17 protein-coding genes are annotated in these 16791 nt (G+C 70.8%); 7 read left to right on the top strand and 10 right to left on the bottom strand.

Annotation, left to right across the window (positions count from 1 at the left end; all coding sequences use genetic code 11):
* Positions 1-79: 79 nt before the first annotated feature.
* The 3 genes from ACYVKL_RS04185 to bioB all read right to left on the bottom strand — a co-directional run bounded on the left by ACYVKL_RS04185 (position 80) and on the right by bioB (position 2183).
* Complete coding sequence (locus tag ACYVKL_RS04185; protein WP_379170985.1) at positions 80-790, bottom strand: DUF2567 domain-containing protein; 711 nt, start codon at positions 788-790, stop codon at positions 80-82.
* The gene (gene bsaP, locus ACYVKL_RS04180) at positions 790-1005 is read right to left on the bottom strand and encodes a biotin synthase auxiliary protein BsaP (RefSeq protein ID WP_213561023.1); all 216 of its coding nucleotides are present in this window, start codon (positions 1003-1005) and stop codon (positions 790-792) included. The genes ACYVKL_RS04185 and bsaP overlap by 1 nt, the downstream gene beginning before the upstream one ends.
* 140 nt (positions 1006-1145) lie before the next feature.
* The gene (gene bioB / locus ACYVKL_RS04175) at positions 1146-2183 is read right to left on the bottom strand and encodes a biotin synthase BioB (protein ID WP_379170987.1); all 1038 of its coding nucleotides are present in this window, start codon (positions 2181-2183) and stop codon (positions 1146-1148) included.
* Positions 2184-2292: 109 nt separating this feature from the next.
* Between bioB and ACYVKL_RS04170 the strand changes: the two genes are divergently transcribed.
* The 4 genes from ACYVKL_RS04170 (at position 2293) to ACYVKL_RS04155 (ending at position 6013) form a co-directional block, all read left to right on the top strand.
* Positions 2293-2877: a TetR/AcrR family transcriptional regulator C-terminal domain-containing protein gene (locus ACYVKL_RS04170; RefSeq protein ID WP_213560515.1), complete on the top strand. Its 585-nt coding sequence runs from the start codon at positions 2293-2295 to the stop codon at positions 2875-2877.
* 246 nt (positions 2878-3123) lie between these two features.
* A complete protein-coding gene (locus tag ACYVKL_RS04165) occupies positions 3124-4155 on the top strand; it encodes a FecCD family ABC transporter permease (RefSeq protein ID WP_213560514.1) in 1032 nt (343 codons plus the stop codon).
* A gap of 104 nt (positions 4156-4259) precedes the next feature.
* The gene (locus tag ACYVKL_RS04160) at positions 4260-4988 is read left to right on the top strand and encodes an ABC transporter ATP-binding protein (RefSeq protein ID WP_379170990.1); all 729 of its coding nucleotides are present in this window, start codon (positions 4260-4262) and stop codon (positions 4986-4988) included.
* 5 nt (positions 4989-4993) lie between these two features.
* Complete coding sequence (locus tag ACYVKL_RS04155) at positions 4994-6013, top strand: ABC transporter substrate-binding protein (RefSeq protein WP_379171463.1); 1020 nt, start codon at positions 4994-4996, stop codon at positions 6011-6013.
* Between the two features lie 18 nt (positions 6014-6031).
* Here the strand turns inward: ACYVKL_RS04155 and ACYVKL_RS04150 are convergent, their stop codons facing one another.
* From ACYVKL_RS04150 to ACYVKL_RS04125, 6 genes are all read right to left on the bottom strand, one after another.
* On the bottom strand, positions 6032-7183 hold the full coding sequence (locus ACYVKL_RS04150; RefSeq protein WP_379170992.1) for an alpha/beta fold hydrolase: 1152 nt from the start codon (positions 7181-7183) through the stop codon (positions 6032-6034).
* Positions 7184-7270: 87 nt separating this feature from the next.
* A complete protein-coding gene (locus ACYVKL_RS04145; RefSeq protein ID WP_379170994.1) occupies positions 7271-7741 on the bottom strand; it encodes an SRPBCC domain-containing protein in 471 nt (156 codons plus the stop codon).
* Positions 7742-7771: 30 nt separating this feature from the next.
* On the bottom strand, positions 7772-9076 hold the full coding sequence (locus ACYVKL_RS04140; RefSeq protein ID WP_379170995.1) for a sensor histidine kinase: 1305 nt from the start codon (positions 9074-9076) through the stop codon (positions 7772-7774).
* Positions 9073-9762, bottom strand: coding sequence for a response regulator transcription factor (locus ACYVKL_RS04135; protein WP_379170997.1), 690 nt, complete (start codon positions 9760-9762; stop codon positions 9073-9075). The genes ACYVKL_RS04140 and ACYVKL_RS04135 overlap by 4 nt, the downstream gene beginning before the upstream one ends.
* A 256-nt stretch (positions 9763-10018) precedes the next feature.
* The gene (gene bioD, locus ACYVKL_RS04130) at positions 10019-10708 is read right to left on the bottom strand and encodes a dethiobiotin synthase (protein WP_379170999.1); all 690 of its coding nucleotides are present in this window, start codon (positions 10706-10708) and stop codon (positions 10019-10021) included.
* The gene (locus ACYVKL_RS04125) at positions 10705-11859 is read right to left on the bottom strand and encodes an 8-amino-7-oxononanoate synthase (RefSeq protein WP_379171001.1); all 1155 of its coding nucleotides are present in this window, start codon (positions 11857-11859) and stop codon (positions 10705-10707) included. Before ACYVKL_RS04125 ends, bioD begins: the two co-directional genes overlap by 4 nt.
* A 105-nt stretch (positions 11860-11964) precedes the next feature.
* On the opposite strand from ACYVKL_RS04125, the gene ACYVKL_RS04120 reads away from it, so the two are divergent.
* Entirely contained in the window at positions 11965-12258 is a 294-nt protein-coding gene (locus tag ACYVKL_RS04120; protein ID WP_379171003.1) for a hypothetical protein, read from the top strand.
* 30 nt (positions 12259-12288) lie between these two features.
* Here ACYVKL_RS04120 and ACYVKL_RS04115 read toward each other — a convergent pair whose 3' ends face one another.
* The gene (locus ACYVKL_RS04115; RefSeq protein ID WP_379171005.1) at positions 12289-13578 is read right to left on the bottom strand and encodes an adenosylmethionine--8-amino-7-oxononanoate transaminase; all 1290 of its coding nucleotides are present in this window, start codon (positions 13576-13578) and stop codon (positions 12289-12291) included.
* Positions 13579-13686: 108 nt separating this feature from the next.
* Here ACYVKL_RS04115 and ACYVKL_RS04110 point away from each other — a divergent pair, with 108 nt between their 5' ends.
* Positions 13687-14658: a bifunctional helix-turn-helix transcriptional regulator/GNAT family N-acetyltransferase gene (locus ACYVKL_RS04110; RefSeq protein WP_379171007.1), complete on the top strand. Its 972-nt coding sequence runs from the start codon at positions 13687-13689 to the stop codon at positions 14656-14658.
* A 10-nt stretch (positions 14659-14668) separates the two neighbouring features.
* The gene (gene glgX, locus ACYVKL_RS04105) at positions 14669-16780 is read left to right on the top strand and encodes a glycogen debranching protein GlgX (RefSeq protein WP_379171009.1); all 2112 of its coding nucleotides are present in this window, start codon (positions 14669-14671) and stop codon (positions 16778-16780) included.
* The last annotated feature ends 11 nt before the right edge of the window (positions 16781-16791 follow it).

Genomic DNA, 16791 nt, shown 5'->3' with positions numbered 1-16791 from the left:
CGCGAACACGGTAGGGGGTTCGACACCCGAGATCCAGCGAATATTGCAGGGATGGGGTCACCGGACGCGACAGCTTCAGTCAGCGGCCGGCGTCGGGTTCGGGGGCTTCGAAGGGGACGACCGGGCCGCGGGGCGCGAGGGGCTGGGGCGCAGCGGAATTGCCGGGATACGGGCCGTAGAGGATGGCGGAGCCGTAGTGGGGCGGGGCGATGACGGCCGACTCGGGACGCGGGCCGCCGAAGGGTAGGTATTCGCCGGTGCCGAGATCGTCGGCGGTGCTCAGCGCGGCGAGCAGCAGGATCACGACGGCGGCGGCGAGCGGCTGGGCGATGAGCGCGGCCCAACCCTCCACGGAGGGAGCGAATTCCACGATGGTGTGAATCGGCGGGTGGCTCGGGCGGACGTGACGCTGTTCGGCCACCGCCTCACCGACCACCTTGGTGAGGAACGCGCCGACCGCGGAACCGAGCAGGATGCCGGTCAGCAGGACCGGGCCCCGGACCCGCCGCCAGCGCCAGGCCGCGACCGTGCCGAGCACGCCCAGCACGATGCCGATCAGTACGAAGATGGCGAGCGCGTCGAAACGGTGGACGCTCTCACCGGTCAGCGCGGTGCCGCGGTCCGGCTCCACCACCAGAAGTTGTTCCGCCGGCGCCAGATACGCCCAGGCCACCCCGGCCAGGGCGCTCACCGCGGCGAGCGCGAGGCACACCACCGCCGCCGCGCGTACTTCCCGCATCACTACTTCGACGCGTAGTCCGCCCGGCTCGGCGGTGAGTGTGGCTGCCACTAGCGGTGTTCCAGGCTCGTGGAGTCGAGGACACCGTGGCGGGAGCACTTGGCCCACCAGCCGTCGGGGCTGACCTGCACGATCATGCGGCGACCGCATTGCTCACAGAAACGGGGCGGCTCCAAGCCCAGGGCCGCCGCGGGGGGAACCGGATCGTCCAGCCCCGGGACTACTCGCTTGCCCGTGAAAGGGTTGTAGCGCTCCTCGATGTCCACGACCACCTCGATGGATCCTTCGCGTATCGAACTCGGCGGGTAGATCAGGTCCAGGGGGAAGTCGGCCCCCGCACCCCTACCGTACGAGACGGGTTCGGGGCCTATGCCCCGAACCCCCTTTTTATCTCAGTGGTTTTCGCTCAGAGGGTTTCGTTGAGCGCCTTGATCGGCATCTTCAGCTCGCCCAGCAGATCGATGTCCGACTCGGCCGGGCGACCCAGGGTGGTCAGGTAGTTGCCGACGATGACGGCGTTGATGCCGCCCAGGATGCCCTGCTTGGCGCCCAGGTCGCCGAGGGTGATCTCGCGGCCGCCGGCGAAACGCAGGATGGTGCGCGGCATGGCGAGGCGGAAGGCGGCGACGGCGCGCAGCGCGTCGGCGGCCGGCAGCACCTCGAGGTCGCCGAACGGGGTGCCCGGGCGCGGGTTGAGGAAGTTCAGCGGCACCTCGTCGGGCTCGAGCGAGGCCAGGTCCGCGGCGAATTCCGCACGCTGCTCCAGGGATTCGCCCATGCCGAGGATGCCGCCGCAGCAGACCTCCATGCCGGCCTCGCGCACCATGCGCAGGGTCTCCCAGCGCTCGTCGTAGGTGTGGGTGGTGACCACGTTCGGGAAGTGCGAGCGCGCGGTCTCCAGGTTGTGGTTGTAGCGGTGCACGCCCATGGCGGCCAGCTGGTCGACCTGCTCCTGGTTCAGCATGCCCAGCGAGCAGGCGACCTGGATGTCGACCTCGTTGCGGATGGCCTCCACGCCGGCGGCGACCTGCGCCATCAGGCGCTCGTCCGGACCGCGCACCGCGGCCACGATGCAGAACTCGGTGGCGCCGGTCTTGGCGGTCTGCTTGGCGGCCTCGACGAGGGAGGGGATGTCGAGCCACGCCGCGCGCACCGGGGACTGGAAAAGGCCGGACTGCGAACAGAAGTGGCAGTCCTCGGGGCAACCGCCGGTCTTGAGCGAGATGATGCCCTCGACCTCGACCTCGGGACCGCACCACTTCATGCGGACGTCGTGCGCCAGGGCGAGCAGCTCCTCGAGCCGGTCGTCGCCGAGGCGCAGCACCTCGAGGGTCTGCTCCTGGGTCAGGCCGACGCCGCCCTCGAGCACCTGCTCGCGAGCGATGGCGAGAATGTCATCGCCTGCTGTCGTACCGGCTTCGGTGGTGACGGCTGCCTGGGTCATGTCCGTGCGAATCCCTTCGTCCGGCCGCGTGGCCGAGCAACTTGAACGGTGTTCAGGGTAGGCTAGCAGCCCGGAACGTGAGCCGGAACACGAGAGGGTCGGGTTTTCAGTGCAACTCCATCGCACGGACGTGGTCGACGGGGCCATCGCCATCCTCGATCAGTACGGACTGGCGGATCTCACCATGCGCCGGCTGGCCACCTCGCTGCACGTCCAGCCCGGGGCGCTGTACTGGCACTTCCCCAACAAGCAGGCCCTGCTCGGCGCGGTCGCCGACCGCATCCTCGCGCCCATGGACGAACCGGTCCGGGCCGACGAATGGTCCAAGCAGATGACCGAATTGGCGCACCGGCTGCGCGAGAGCCTGCTGGCCTACCGCGACGGCGCGGAACTGGTCTCGGCCACCTACGCGTCGCGCCTGACCACCAGCAAGGGCCGGGAACGCCTGGCCAGCGCCGCGATTCGCGCGGGCATGACGCGGGAGGAAGCCGACCTGGCCGCCTACACGCTGCTGTACTACGTGCTCGGGCAGACGGTGGACGAGCAGTCGCGCATCCAGATGGATTCCGCGGGCGCGCTCACCGAGGAGAACTCGCCGTTCTACGACATGCCCGACGCCACTGCGCGATTCGACTTCGGGTTGCAGCTGTTCGTGAGCGGCGTGCGGCACCTGCTGGGGTCGCGAATTCGCTGACGGGCGAGAACGCGGGCCGCACCGGCGCATCGGACGCCCGCGGCGAGGTACCGACCGGCCGGAACATATTCGGAAATTTCCGGACGGTAGAGTCCCCGGCGACCCTGTCGGCGGGTGCGGGAATCCGGTGGAAATCCGGAACGGTCGCGCCACTGTGAGCAGCGGGCCCCGCGCCCGACGCGAGTCAGACCTCCCCCGCCACGCAACACTCTGGAGAGGCCGCGTCATGCCCGAGGAGCCACCGCGATGAGCCGCGCGCGGACCTCGCTCGCCCTGCCCGTCATGGGCGCACTGCTGATCGCGGCCATGATCGTCGCGACCGGCTGCGGCGCGGAGACGATTCCGCTGCACGACGTCGTCGAGGTACTGCGGCACCGGATCGCCGGAACCGCGCACACCGACCTCGGGCTCGACACCATCGTGTGGCAATTGCGGGTCCCGCGAACCATTCTCGCGGCGATCGTCGGCGCGGGCCTGGCGGTGGCGGGCGCCGCGATGCAGACCCTGGTCCGCAATCCCCTCGCCGATCCCTACCTGCTGGGCGTCTCCTCCGGCGCGGGCGTCGGCGCGGCGGCGGTCATCACGTCGGGCGTGTTCGCCGGGGCCGGACTGTGGGCGCTGTCGGCGGGCGCGCTCGCCGGGGCGTTCGCGGCCGCGGCCGCCGTCTTCCTGATCGCACTCGCCCAAGGCGGCCTCACTCCCCTGCGTCTCGTCCTCACCGGCACCGTCCTGGGCTCGGCGTTCGCCGCCTTCAGCAGCTACCTGATCTTCCGCAGCAGCGACCCCTCCGCCGCCCAATCGGTCCTGTTCTGGCTGCTGGGCAGCCTCTCCGGCGCGGACTGGACCCGAATCCTGCTGCCCGCCTGCGTGGTCGCGGCCTGCCTGACCGCCCTGCTGCTCGCCGCCAACTGGCTCGACGCGCTCAACCTGGGGCCGGACACGGCAGCCTCCATCGGAGTCCCGGTGCGCGAGTTGCGGATCGCGCTGTTCGTCCTGCTGGCGGTGCTGGTCGGCGTCCTGGTCGCGGTATCCGGCGGCATCGGCTTCGTCGGCCTGGTGGTGCCTCACGCCGCCCGCCTGCTGGTGGGCCCCCGCCATCGCGTCCTGCTCCCCGCGAGCGCCCTGTGCGGCGCGACCTTCCTGGTGATCGCCGACGCCGCCACCCGAGTCCTGGTCCGCCCCACCGAAATCCCCGTCGGCGTCCTCACCGGCCTGATCGGCGCCCCCGCCTTCCTGCTGCTGATGGGCCGCCGCACCTACCGGTTCGGTGCCGCGTGAGGCGCGACCACGCCGGCGACGGGGACACGCGAACCATCGAGCCGGCCCCGAACACGGGGGCGGTCACAGTCACGGGACTGGAGTGCGCGGCGGGGCGGCGGACGGTGGTCGCGAACGTCGAGTTCACGGTGCGGCCCGGAGAGACGGTCGGGATCGTCGGACCCAACGGGGCGGGCAAGACGACACTGTTGCGCACACTGGCCGGGTTGATCGCACCCGCCGCGGGCGAGGTCCGGGTGGATGATCGCCGGGTGCACCGGGTTTCGGCTCGGGAGCGGGCGCGGCTGGTCAGCCTGGTCGGGCAGGACGAGGTGCCGCCGGCCGACGTGCTGGTGGGTGAACTGGTGGCGCTCGGGCGTACGCCGTACCTGCCACCGTGGGGCGCGGGCGGGCCGGAGGAGCGCGCCGCGGTGGAACACGCGCTGCGGCAGGTGGATCTGGCCGGGTTCGCCGGGCGGACGGTGGGACGGCTGTCCGGCGGGGAACGACAGCGGGTGCTGCTGGCACGGGCGCTGGCACAGAACACGCCCGTGCTGCTGCTGGACGAACCGACCAACCACCTCGACATCACCCATCAGCTCGAATTGCTCACGCTGACCCGGGAATTGGCGCGGACCGTGGTCATGAGCCTGCACGACCTCACCCTCGCGGACCGGTTCTGCGACCGGGTGCTGGTGCTCGACGCGGGCCGGGCGCGCCCGCTGGAACCGCCGGGCGCGGCGTTGCGTCCCGAAGTACTCGACGAGGTGTTCGGCGTGCTGGCGCGCCGGGTGCCCGATCCGGACTCGGGCGGCACCCACCTCGTGATCACCGGACGAAAGGCGAACTCGTGAACAAGATCCTGAAGGCCCGTCCGGCACTGGCGGTGCTGGCGGTCGCCGGTGTGCTCGCGGCGTGCGGCTCGCCGCAGGCGGCCACCGGGAATCTGACCGTCCGCAATTGCGGTGTGGAGCAGAAGTTTCCGGCGCCCGCGCAGCGGATGTTCGTCAATGACGGGAATCTGATCTCGATGGTGCTGGCGCTGGGGGCGCAGGACCAGACGGTGGCGGTGTCGAGCCTGAAGCGGGACGCGGACACGCTGCGCAAGCATTACGGGGACGGGGTGGATCGGTTGAATTCGGTTGCGCCGGATTACCCCTCGCGCGAGACGGTGCTGGCCCAGCGCCCCGACGTGATGGTGGCGGGCTGGAACTACGGGTATTCGGAGTCGGCGAATCTGACACCGGACTCGCTGCGGGCCGCCGGAGTCGCGCCGTACGTGCTGACCGAGAGTTGCCGCCGGCCGGGCGGTGAACGGGGCGTGGTGGACGCCTGGACCGCGCTGCGGACGGATCTGACCGCACTGGGCGCGATCACCGGCCGCGCCGATCGAGCCGCACAGGTCACCGGCGATCTGGATCGGCGACTGTCCGCCCTGCTGGCCGCGCCACAACCGGAGCGACGACCGACGGTGTTCCTGTTCGACAGCGCCTCCGACACCGTGTTCTCCAGCGGGCAATACGGTGCGCCGCAAGCGATCCTGGAGGCGGCGGGCGCCCGCAACGCCCTCTCGGACGTGGCCGACACCTGGACCGCGGTGTCGTGGGAGCGGCTGGCGGCCGCCGACCCCGACGCCATCGTGTTCGTCGACTATCCGCCGCAGACCTTCCAGCAGAAGGTGGAAATGCTGCGCGGCAAGCCCGGCATCCAGAACCTGCGGGCGGTCACCGAGGGCCGGTTCCTGAACCTGCCGTACGCGCTGTGGACCAGCGGGCCGCTCGACATCGACGCCGCCGAGCAGGTGCGGGCCCAGCTGGAACACTGGAACCTGGTGCCCGCCTCCACGATTCGGCCCGCCGCGGACGACGCCGTGCGCTGACAAGCACGGATCGGCCGGTCAGTGGCCGGCCGAGGCCACCCCGGATTGGTCGCGCCACAACTGCCGCACGAACGGCACCACCTGCTGTTCGATGACCGTGTTGTACTCCTGCGGTCGCTCGATCGGGTTGGCGTGCCCGGTGGTTCGGGTGGTCACCACCAGCAGCGTGCCGCGCACCCCGCCCACCTGGTCGATCAGCACCTGGTGCGAGTACTGCACGTCCACGACCGGATCGTCGTACGGATCGTGCGGCCGGATGAACACGATGGCCGGGCGCGGTTTGCCCGCGGCGGGTTTGGCCAGCGCCCGCAGATCGTCCACCGCGCCGCCGGCCACGATCGCCTTGAACTGGGCCTCGATCAGGCCGTTGCTGGCGGCGTCGGTATTGAGGATCTTCGACCGCAGCACGTCGTCGACGGCCCGCCGGAATTCGGCGCCCCGGATCACGTAGCGCCCACCGACGAAACGATCATGGCGCGCATACATTTCCACGGCCAGCCGCAGCATCCGGCTCTCCCGGGCCCCGGGCACCCAGCCCATCCAGCGCAGCATCTCCTCGCCCTGATCGCGGCTCTCGGGCCGCACCGCGTTCAGATCCACCGGCGTGCAGTCCAGCAGCACCGCCCGCACCCGCTTGCCGCCACTGTCCTGGTGCAGATGCTTGGCGATCTCGAGCGCGATGACCCCGCCCATACTGTGCCCGGCCAGCACCACATCGGTCACCTGGGCGGCATCGGTGACCTTCACGATCAGATCCGAGATGACCCTGGTGTCGATACCGGAGTTGTCGTAGCGCACCGCCCACACCGACCCCAGCCGCGACAGCGACGGCAGGGCGCGCGCGGTGTCACCGGCATCGAGCACGCCCAGCCCGACCAGATCGAACACCGCGGTGCCGGTCGCCTGCAGATCCGAGGGCCCCGCGATGGGCAGCACCGACGGTTCGGTGCGGGCCAGCCGATCCTGCTCGGGCAGCACGTCCAGGCCCATGTATTCGGCGAACGCGCCCAATGCGACCAGGGGCACCAGCGTCAGCCGCAGCGCCAGCAGCCGGGCGCGCCGCCAGCGGCCCCAGCCCGCGCCGAGCCGGGTCGACCGCAGCCGGGCGCGCCGCCGCCGATCGTCGTAGTCTGCGGCACCGGACGGAAACGGGAACCCCGGCAGGGCCATCAATCCACTGTACGAATTTCCGGCTCGTCATCCAGGCTTGTACTGCGCTTCATCGACTGCTAGCGCGCCCGTCACCTCGATGTGCGGTCAGTGATGTCCCTCGGCGCGTTCGGTGAGGGCGGCGAGATTGGCCAGGGCCGTGCGGAAGCCGACCTCGTTGTCCTCCGGGGACAGGCCTTTCGGCAGATTGTCATGGCGCGCGGTCACCCGGGTGCCGCCCGGCGCGTCGTCCAGGGTGTAGGTGACGGTCATCTCGCCGGTCAGTTCCGGGTTGTCGGTTTCGAATTCGATGGTCTGCACCACCTCGCGGTCGGGGACGACGCGGGCGAAGACACCGTGGAAGGTGTCGGTGTGCGGGCTGGTCTTGCCACTCTCGCCGGGCAGATCGTAGGTCAGCGAGATGCGGAACCGACCGCCCACGCGGGCATCGAATTCGTGGATGCGGCTGGTCATTCCGTCGGGCACCATCCAGGTCCGGACCGAATGCGCGTCCAGGAGCGCGCGGAAGACACTGGGGCGCGGAGCGCCGACGAACTTCTCGACTCGAGTGGAGGGCACGGCGCCACCCTACGCCCGATGTGACCAAGATCACGGCAGCTCGGGCGCATCCGCTCCCGCGTCGTCCGGCGCGATCGGCAGCGTGAGGGTAGCCAGGGTGCCGCCGCCCGGCGCGGGAGCCAGTGTCACCGAACCGGAATGGACGGTGGCCACCCACTGCACCAGCGACAGCCCGATGCCGTGCCGCCCGCCCGCGCCCATCGCGCCGCGCCGGAACGGGTCGGTGAGCGCCGGATCCAGCCCGGCCCCGTGATCGCGCACCAGCACCTGCCCGGCCGCCACCCGCACCTCCACCGGCGGGCTGCCGTGCACCAGCGCGTTGTCGACGAGGTTGCGCACCGCGAGCGCCAGCAGTTCCGGATCGGCGCGCACCGCGGTGGGTTCGGTGTGCAGCGCGATCTCACCGCCGGCTTCCGCGACCACACCCTCCACCAGCTGATCCAGGTACAACCGTTGCCGATCCAGTTCGCCCGCACCGGATTCCGCGCGAGTGCGGGCCAGCAGTCCGGCGACCATGCGGCCCATGCGGTCGGTGAGCGACCGCGCGTCGGTGACCGCCCGACGGGCGTCGGCCGGATCCCGCAGGGCGGCATCGAGGTAGAGCCGCAACGTGGCCAGCGGCGTGCGCAATTCGTGCGACGCCTCCGACAGGAACCGTTCCTGCTCGTCGAGCATGCGCACGGCGGGGCGCATGCTCACCCCCGACAGCAGGTGCCCGGCCAGCGCGGCCAGCGCCACCAGCGCCAGCCCACCGCTCCACAGCGCCACCACCAGACTGCGGTGATCGCGGGCCCCGGGCGCGGGATCACCGCCCGCGATGACGATGGCGCCGACCGTGGAATCGTCGTCCCAGGCCGGGGCGGCCGCCAACCGCACCGGGTCGCCGTCGCGGTCGGTGGTCGTGTGCCACTGCGTCTGCTCGGTCTCGGCGGCCCGCTGCGCGAGTCCGGTCAGGTCCGCGGGCAGCCCGGATCGCTTGTGCACGAACAGTTCCCGCCAGCCGCCGTCGGGTTGGCGGAGCAGAATCGCGACGGCGGCGCTACCGCCGACCAGATCCTCGTCGGCGCGCACCGTCTCCAGATCGACGCCGCCGTCCTCGTTCCAGTACACCTCCCGCGCCACCCCGGTCACCACCCGGTCGACCCCGGCATCGAGCTCGTGGTCCCGGGAATGGGCGTCGATCGAGGCCGCGAGCGAGGCGAGCACGACCAGGCACAGCGCGGTCAGGGCGGTGAACAGCCCGGTCAGCAGCCAGCGGGTACGCCGCAGCCGGGCGGGCGAGGCGGGTTCGGGCCCCGCCGCACGCCAGGTGGCCAGTCGCTGCCGGACGGTCATGGCGAGATGGTGAAACCGGCGCCGCGCACGGTTTCGATGAGCGGGGGCGCTCCGAGCTTGCGGCGCAATTGCGCGATCACCACGTCGACGACGTTGGAGGCGGGCTCGGCCATTTCGTCCCAGCAGCATTCGATGAGCTCGGCCCGGGTCACCACCGATCCGGCGCGGGAGGCGAGCAGTTCCAGCACGCCGAACTCCTTGGGCGTCAAGGTGAGCAGCGTGCCCGCGCGGTGGACGCGGCGGCGCGGGCGATCCACCACCAGGGTGCCGACGACGGTGCGGGTCGGCGCGGGCAGTTCGCGGCGGCGGCACAGCGCGCCCACCCGGGCGGCGAGCTCGTCCATGGCGAAGGGTTTGACGACATAGTCATCCGCGCCCTGGGCGAAGCCGTCGAGCCGGTCGGCGAGGGCGTCGCGGGCGGTGAGCATGACGACCGGAGTGCGCTGCCCGGACTCCCGCTGCGCCCGCACCAGATCGAGCCCGTCACCATCGGGCAGGCCGCGGTCGACGACCAGGCAGTCGTAGCTGTTGACGGCGATCTTGAGGTCGGCGTCGGCGTAGTCGCGGGCCAGATCCACCGCGAACCCGGCCGCCCGCAACCCGGCCGCGACCTCGTCACCCAGGTTCCGGTCGTCCTCGACCACGAGTACCCGCACCTGCGCAATTACAGCACTCGAACCGGTCATCCGGCCATGACCCTCGATCGCGGCCGCAGCGAAACCGACCGGACCGTCCACCGCCGAAGCCGCTGTCGCCGCAACTGCGGTGCGGCGACGCAGCGCGCTCGAGCCGGGGCGACCCGCACGGCTGGGATGCGCCTCGCCCACCGACCGGCCGCACGCCCGGGACGTCCTCGTCGTCGATGACCGCATGCGCGGCGGCCGGGATCTTCCATTCCGTCACGGTCGCAGAACGCCCGTTAGGAATTCGTGAGGCGGAGCCTCAGGGGCGAAGGTGGCGACCGGTCCAATCGGTGTCGAACCAGGTGGGCGCGGCCGCGGTGAACTCGGGCCGGGCCCAGGCGCCCGCGCCCGCCGGAATGGAGCCGACGAGTTCCGCGCCGGTGACGGCAGGCAGGTCGGTGCGGTTGCATTCGGAGGCGAGATCGGGTGTGGCGGGCCAGGATCCGATGACCAGGCCCGCGCAGCCGACGCCCGCGGCCGCGAGGGTGCGGGTGGTGAGTTCGCTGTGGTTGAGGGTGCCCAGGCCGGCGGCGGCCACCAGCAGGACGGGGGCGCTCATCTTCTGGGCGAGATCCAGCAGGGTGAATTCGCCCATGCGGACGAGCAGGCCGCCCGCGCCCTCGACCAGCACGAGGTCGGCGTCGGCGCAGGATTCGATACCGGCGACCGTTTCGGCCAGCGTCAGCAGCGGCTGACCGCAGCGGCGGGCGGCGGTGTCGGGGGCCAGCGGGTCGGGGTAGCGGGCGAATTCGACGGTGCGGGTGGCGCCGCTCAGGCGGGTGACCTCGGCCAGGTCACCGGGCTCCCCCGGGCCCATCCCGGTCTGGGCGGGCTTGACCACCGCGACCTCGGTGCCGGCCGCGCGGGCGGTCGCCGCCAGCGCGGCGGTGACGATCGTCTTGCCGACATCGGTGGAAGTGCCGGTGATGAACAGCAGCTTCGCGGTCATACCGAAACCGCCTCCCGCCCACGGGCTTCGGCGAGGACTTCCCCGAGCACGGTGGCGATGGTGGCCAGTTCGGCCTCGGTGAGGTCGGCGCGGGCGGTCAGGCGCAGCCGCGAGGTGCCCTCCGGCACCGACGGCGGGCGGAAGCAGCCCACGCTGAGGCCGCGGGCCCGGCAGGCCTGGGCGGCGTCGTAGGCGACCTGCGCCTCGCCGAGCACGACCGAGACCACGGCCGAATCCGGGTGTCCGACACCGGCGATGCGGGCCAGGTCGGCGGCGCGATCCAGGACCCGCTGGGCCATCTCGGGTTCGCGGCGCAGCAGGCCCAGCGCGGCACGGGCCGCGCCGACGGCGGCCGGCGCCAGGCCGGTGTCGAAGATGAAGGTGCGGGCCGCGTCGATGAGGTGGGCGCGGACGCGCTCACCGGCCAGCACCACACCGCCCTGGGCGGCAAAGGCTTTGGAGAGGGTGGCGGTGATGATCAGGTCGGGTTCCCCGGCCAGCCCGCACTCGTGCACCAGGCCGCGCCCGCCCTCGCCGCGCACGCCCAGGCCGTGCGCCTCGTCGACGATGAGCACGGCCCCGTTGGCGCGGGTGACGCGATGCAGTTCGGCCAGCGGCGCGAGGTCGCCGTCGGCGCTGAACACCGAATCGGTGAGCACCAGCGCGCGCTCCTCGGTGCGCTGCGACAGCAGCCGGTCCACCGCCGCCGGATCCTTGTGCGGCGCGATCTCGACCCGCGCCCGCGACAACCGGCAGGCGTCCACCAGCGAGGCGTGACTGCCCTCGTCCGAAACCACCAGCGCCCCACGCCCGGCCAGCGCGGTGACCACGCCGAGGTTCGCGGCGTAGCCGGAGGCGAACACCAATCCGGCTTCCGCGCCCACGAATTCGGCCAGTTCGCGCTCGAGCTGCTCGTGCTCGACCGTGGTTCCGGTGACCAGTCGCGACCCGGTGGAGCCGGTGCCCCAGTACCGCACCGAGGCGACCGAGCCCTCGACGACCTCCGGGTGGCGCACCAGCCCGAGGTAGTCGTTGGAGGCCAGGTCGATGCTCGCCGCATCGGAGGTGCGGGGGCGCAGTTCACGGCGCAGCCCGGCGTCCACGCGCTCGGCGGCGCGGGTCTCGAGCCAGCTCAAGGGATCGGCAGTCACAGCTCGGAAGCATACTTGAACGCCGTTCAGGAGGCCATGGGTGTCGGTGCACGGCGCTATGCTGGAGAGTCGTAAGGAGGCTGCGCGATGCCACGATGGGCAATAGTGGTCGAGCAGACGACCGGCTTCGGAGACAGCAAGAGCTGGACCCCGAAGATCCTCACCGAGGTGGTGGGCACCCGCGAACAAGCCCTCGCGAAGGTCCCCGACCTCGTCTCGAAATTCATCCCCGATCATCCGAAGTTGATCAGCCGCCGCACGATTCTGCGCGACGGCGACACCTTCATGCTGATCGCACGGGGCTGGTCCGACGACTATCACTGCGTGTTCAAGGTCTGGGAAGTGCTGTCAGACAGCGACAATGCAGACAAAACACGCGAGAAACGGGCCAACCGCTAGGGATTTCGGCATCCCGGCGGCAACCTCGGATCAGGCCGCAGCAGCCGCGAGCATGGCGGTGGTGATCCGGTGGACGTCATCGGTGGTGCTGATGAACGGGGGCATGGCATAGACCAGGTTGCGGAAGGGCCGCAGCCAGGCGCCCGCGTCGACCGCCGCGTGCGTCGCCGCGCGCATGTCCACGGGGTGATCGAGTTCGATGACCCCGATGGCCCCGCGCACCCGGACGTCGGCGACGCCGGGCAGGTCCCGGGCCGGGGCCAGGCCGGAGTTCAGCTCGGCCTCGATCCGGCGCACCTCGCCCTGCCAGTCGCGCGAGAGCAGTAGCTCGATCGATGCCACCGCGACCGCGCAGGCCAGGGGGTTGCCCATGAAGGTCGGGCCGTGCATGAGCCCGCCGTGCGAGCGGCTGATGGTCTCGGCGATGGCGTTGGTGGTCAGTGCGGCGGCCAGGCTCATGTAGCCGCCGGTGATCGCCTTGCCCACGCACATCACGTCCGGGCGGACACCGGCCTGCTCGGCCGCGAAAAGCGTTCCGGTGCGGCCGAATCCGGTGGCGATCTCGTCGAAGACCAGCAGCACGTCGTGCTCGTCGCAGAGCCGGCGCAGCTCGCTCAGGTAGCGCGGGTCGTGGAAGCGCATGCCGCCGGCGCCCTGCACCACGGGTTCCACGATGACCGCGGCCAATTCGTGCGCGTGCTCGGCGATGGTTCGCTCCAGCTCCGAGACGTAGTCCGGCTCGAAGTCGCGCGGGGGCGCACTCGCGAACACCTGCGGGACCAGCACGTCCGACCACAGCGAGTGCATGCCGCCCTCGGGGTCGCAGACGCTCATGGGGGTGAAGGTGTCGCCGTGGTAGCCGCCGCGCCAGGTCATCAGCCGGTGCTTGCCCGGACGGCCCAGCGCGCGCTGGTACTGCAGGCACATCTTCACCGCGACCTCGACCGACACCGACCCGGAGTCGCAGAGGAACACCTTGTCCAGACCCTCGGGCGTGAGCTCGACCAGCAGCTGCGACAGCCGCGCGGCCGGTTCGTGAGTGAGCCCGCCGAACATGACGTGGCTCATCTTCCGCGACTGCGCGAGCAGGGCCGCGTCCAGCACCGGGTGCTGGTATCCGTGCACGGCCGCCCACCAGGAGCTCATGCCGTCCACCAGTTCCCGACCGTCGGCCAGGGTGAGCCGGGTGCCCGACGCCGAGGCGACCACCAGGGGTTCGGTGCCGGCCGGGAAGCCGCCGTAGGGATGCCACACGTGCGCGGCGTCGAGGGCGGTGATCTCGGCGGGCGACAGCGCGGCCAGGGGTTCGGTCAATGCCACAGGAAGTCCTTCGAGGAGCGGGCTTGAACGGCGTTCAAGTTACCAGAACCGCCGCGCGACCCGGCAGCCCGGCGTAATCTTTGACTCGGTCAAAGAAGGGGGGCCGGGATGGCCGCGGACACGACCGATCACCTGGTGGAAGCCCGGCACATCGCCGCGGTCCGCGCCTTCAACCGGCGCTACACCCGCATCATCGGAGTCCTGCAGGGTGGGATGCTCGGCATCGAATTCTCCCTCGCCGAAGGCCGGATCCTGTTCGAACTGGCCAACTTCGGGGCCGCCGAAGTCGTGGATCTGAGGCTGGCCCTGGATCTGGACGCGGGCTATCTGAGCCGCATGCTGGCCCGCTTCGAGGAACGCGGACTGGTGGCGCGCCGCCGGTCCGAGACCGACGCGCGACGCCAGGTGGTGACGCTCACCGAGGCGGGCCGCGCCGCGTTCACCCTGCTCGACCAGCGCACCCAGACCCAGATCGGGGAGCTGCTGGTCCCGCACTCCCCCATCGTGCGCACCCGGCTGGTCGGCGCCATGCGGACCATCGAGCAGATCCTCGACACCGACTCCGAACCCGATCCCGCCGCCGTCGTGCTGCGTGACCCGAAACCCGGCGAGCACGGCTGGGTGATCGCGCGCAACGCGGCGCTCTACGTCGAGGAGTTCGGCTGGAACGGCGAGTACGAGGCCCTGGTCGCGCGCATCGTCGCCGACTGGCTCGACACCCGCGACCCGCGACGGGAACGCGCCTGGATCGCCGAATACCAGGGCGCGCCCGTCGGCTGCGTCTACTGCGTGCGCGAGGACGACACCACCGCGCGGCTCCGCCTGCTGCTGGTCGAGCCCTCCGCGCGCGGGCTCGGCGTGGGCAGCGCGCTGGTCGACGCATGCCTGCGCTTCGCCGCCGACGCCGGGTACACCGAGATGGTGTTGTGGACCAACAGCGTGCTCGAGTCCGCCCGCCACCTCTATCAGCGCGCCGGATTCGAACTCGCCGAATCGAATCCGCACCACAGTTTCGGCGTCGATCTGGTCGGGCAGACCTGGCGGCGGGCACTGCGACCCGGGGACGACCCGGGCCGATAAAGTCCCGGGTATGGCTCCCGCGACCGCCGGCACCACCGGGCACGATGTCTGGCCGGGGACCGCCTACCCGCTGGGCGCGACCTACGACGGCGCCGGGACCAACTTCTCGATCTTCTCCGAAGTGGCCCGGCGCGTGGAACTGTGCCTCGTCGACGCCGACCACCGCGAGACCCGGGTACCCCTCGACGAGGTCGACGGGTACGTGTGGCACGCCTACCTGCCCGGGATCGGACCGGGACAGCGCTACGGATTCCGCGTGCACGGGCCCTTCGACCCGAAACTGGGCCTGCGCTGCGATCCGAGCAAACTGCTGCTCGACCCCTACGGCAAGGCGTTCGAAGGCGACTTCGGCACCGACACCGCGCCCTACAACTACGGGCAGAACTCGCTCGGGCACACCATGACCGGGGTGGTCATCAACCCCTACTTCGATTGGGCCGACGACCGCGCCCCGAAACGGCCCTACCACGAGACGGTCATCTACGAGGCGCACGTCAAGGGCATGACCGTCACCCATCCGGACGTCCCCCCGGAACTGCGCGGCACCTTCGCGGGCATGGCGCATCCCGCGATCATCGACCACCTGCGTGGGCTCGGCGTGACCGCGGTGGAACTCATGCCCGTGCACCAGTTCCTCGACGACCGCATCCTGCTGGACCGGGGACTGCGGAACTACTGGGGCTACAACAGCTTCGGCTACTTCGCGCCGCACCGCGGGTACGCCGCCGGCTCCGCCCCCGCCGCGGCGGTCACCGAATTCAAGGCCATGGTGCGGGCCTTCCACGCCGCCGGCATCGAGGTGATCCTCGACGTGGTCTACAACCACACCGCCGAGGGCAACGAATTCGGGCCGACCCTCAGTTTCCGCGGGATCGACAACGACGCGTATTACCGTCTCGTGGACGGTGATCCGCAGCATTACATGGACTACACCGGCACCGGCAACAGCTTCAACATGCGGCATCCGCACGCGCTGCAACTGATCATGGATTCGCTGCGGTACTGGGTCCAGGAGATGCATGTGGACGGGTTCCGCTTCGATCTGGCCGCCACCCTGGCGCGCGAACTGCACGACGTGGACCGGCTTTCCACCTTCTTCGACCTGGTGCATCAGGATCCGGTGGTCAGTCAGGTGAAGCTGATCGCCGAACCCTGGGATGTCGGGGAGGGCGGCTATCAGGTCGGCAATTTCCCGGTCGCCTGGACCGAATGGAACGGCAAATACCGTGACACCGTGCGCGATTACTGGCGCGGGCAGCCGGCCACGCTGGGCGAGTTCGCGTCCCGGCTCACGGGGTCCTCGGACCTGTACGAGGCGACCGGCCGCCGCCCCAGCGCCAGCATCAACTTCGTGACTGCCCACGACGGGTTCACCCTCGCGGACCTGGTGTCCTACAACGAGAAACACAATGCCGCCAACGGCGAGGGCAACCAGGACGGCGAGACCTACAATCGCTCCTGGAACTGCGGAGTCGAAGGCCCCACCGACGATCCGGAGATTCTGGCGGTGCGGGCCCGCCAGCGCCGCAACCTGCTCGCCACCCTGATGCTCTCCCAGGGCACGCCGATGCTGTTGCACGGCGACGAGTTCGGGCGCACCCAGCAGGGCAACAACAATGTCTACTGTCAGGATTCGCCGCTGTCGTGGATGGACTGGACCCGCATGGACACCGAGGCCGACCTGCTCGAATTCACCAGGCGCACGGTCGCGTTGCGCGCCGCCCACCCGGTGTTCCGGCGGCGCCGCTTCTTCGACCCCGCGCCCGCGCCCGACGGGATCGGTGACATCGCCTGGTTCACCCCCGGCGGCGCGGCCATGACCGACGCCGACTGGGAGACCGGGTTCGCCCGCTCGCTGGCGGTGTTCCTCAACGGCGACGGCATCCACGAGCCGGGACCGCGCGGGCAGCGGGTCGCCGACGACTCGTTCGTGCTGTGCTTCAACGCCCACGACCAAGCCCTCGACTTCACCCTGCCCGACGACCGGCACGGCAACGCCTGGTCGGTGGCGCTGGACTGCTCCACACCCACCGGCGCGCCGGCCGCCGACACCGTCCGGGCCGCGGCCGCCACCGTGCAAGTGCCCGCACGCTGTCTCGTCGTCCTGCGCCGTACGGCATGATCGATACCGAC

Source organism: Nocardia tengchongensis (genome assembly GCF_054781395.1).
Note: the sequence above shows the minus strand (reverse complement) of the source record. Positions and strands in the feature narration are given on the sequence as shown.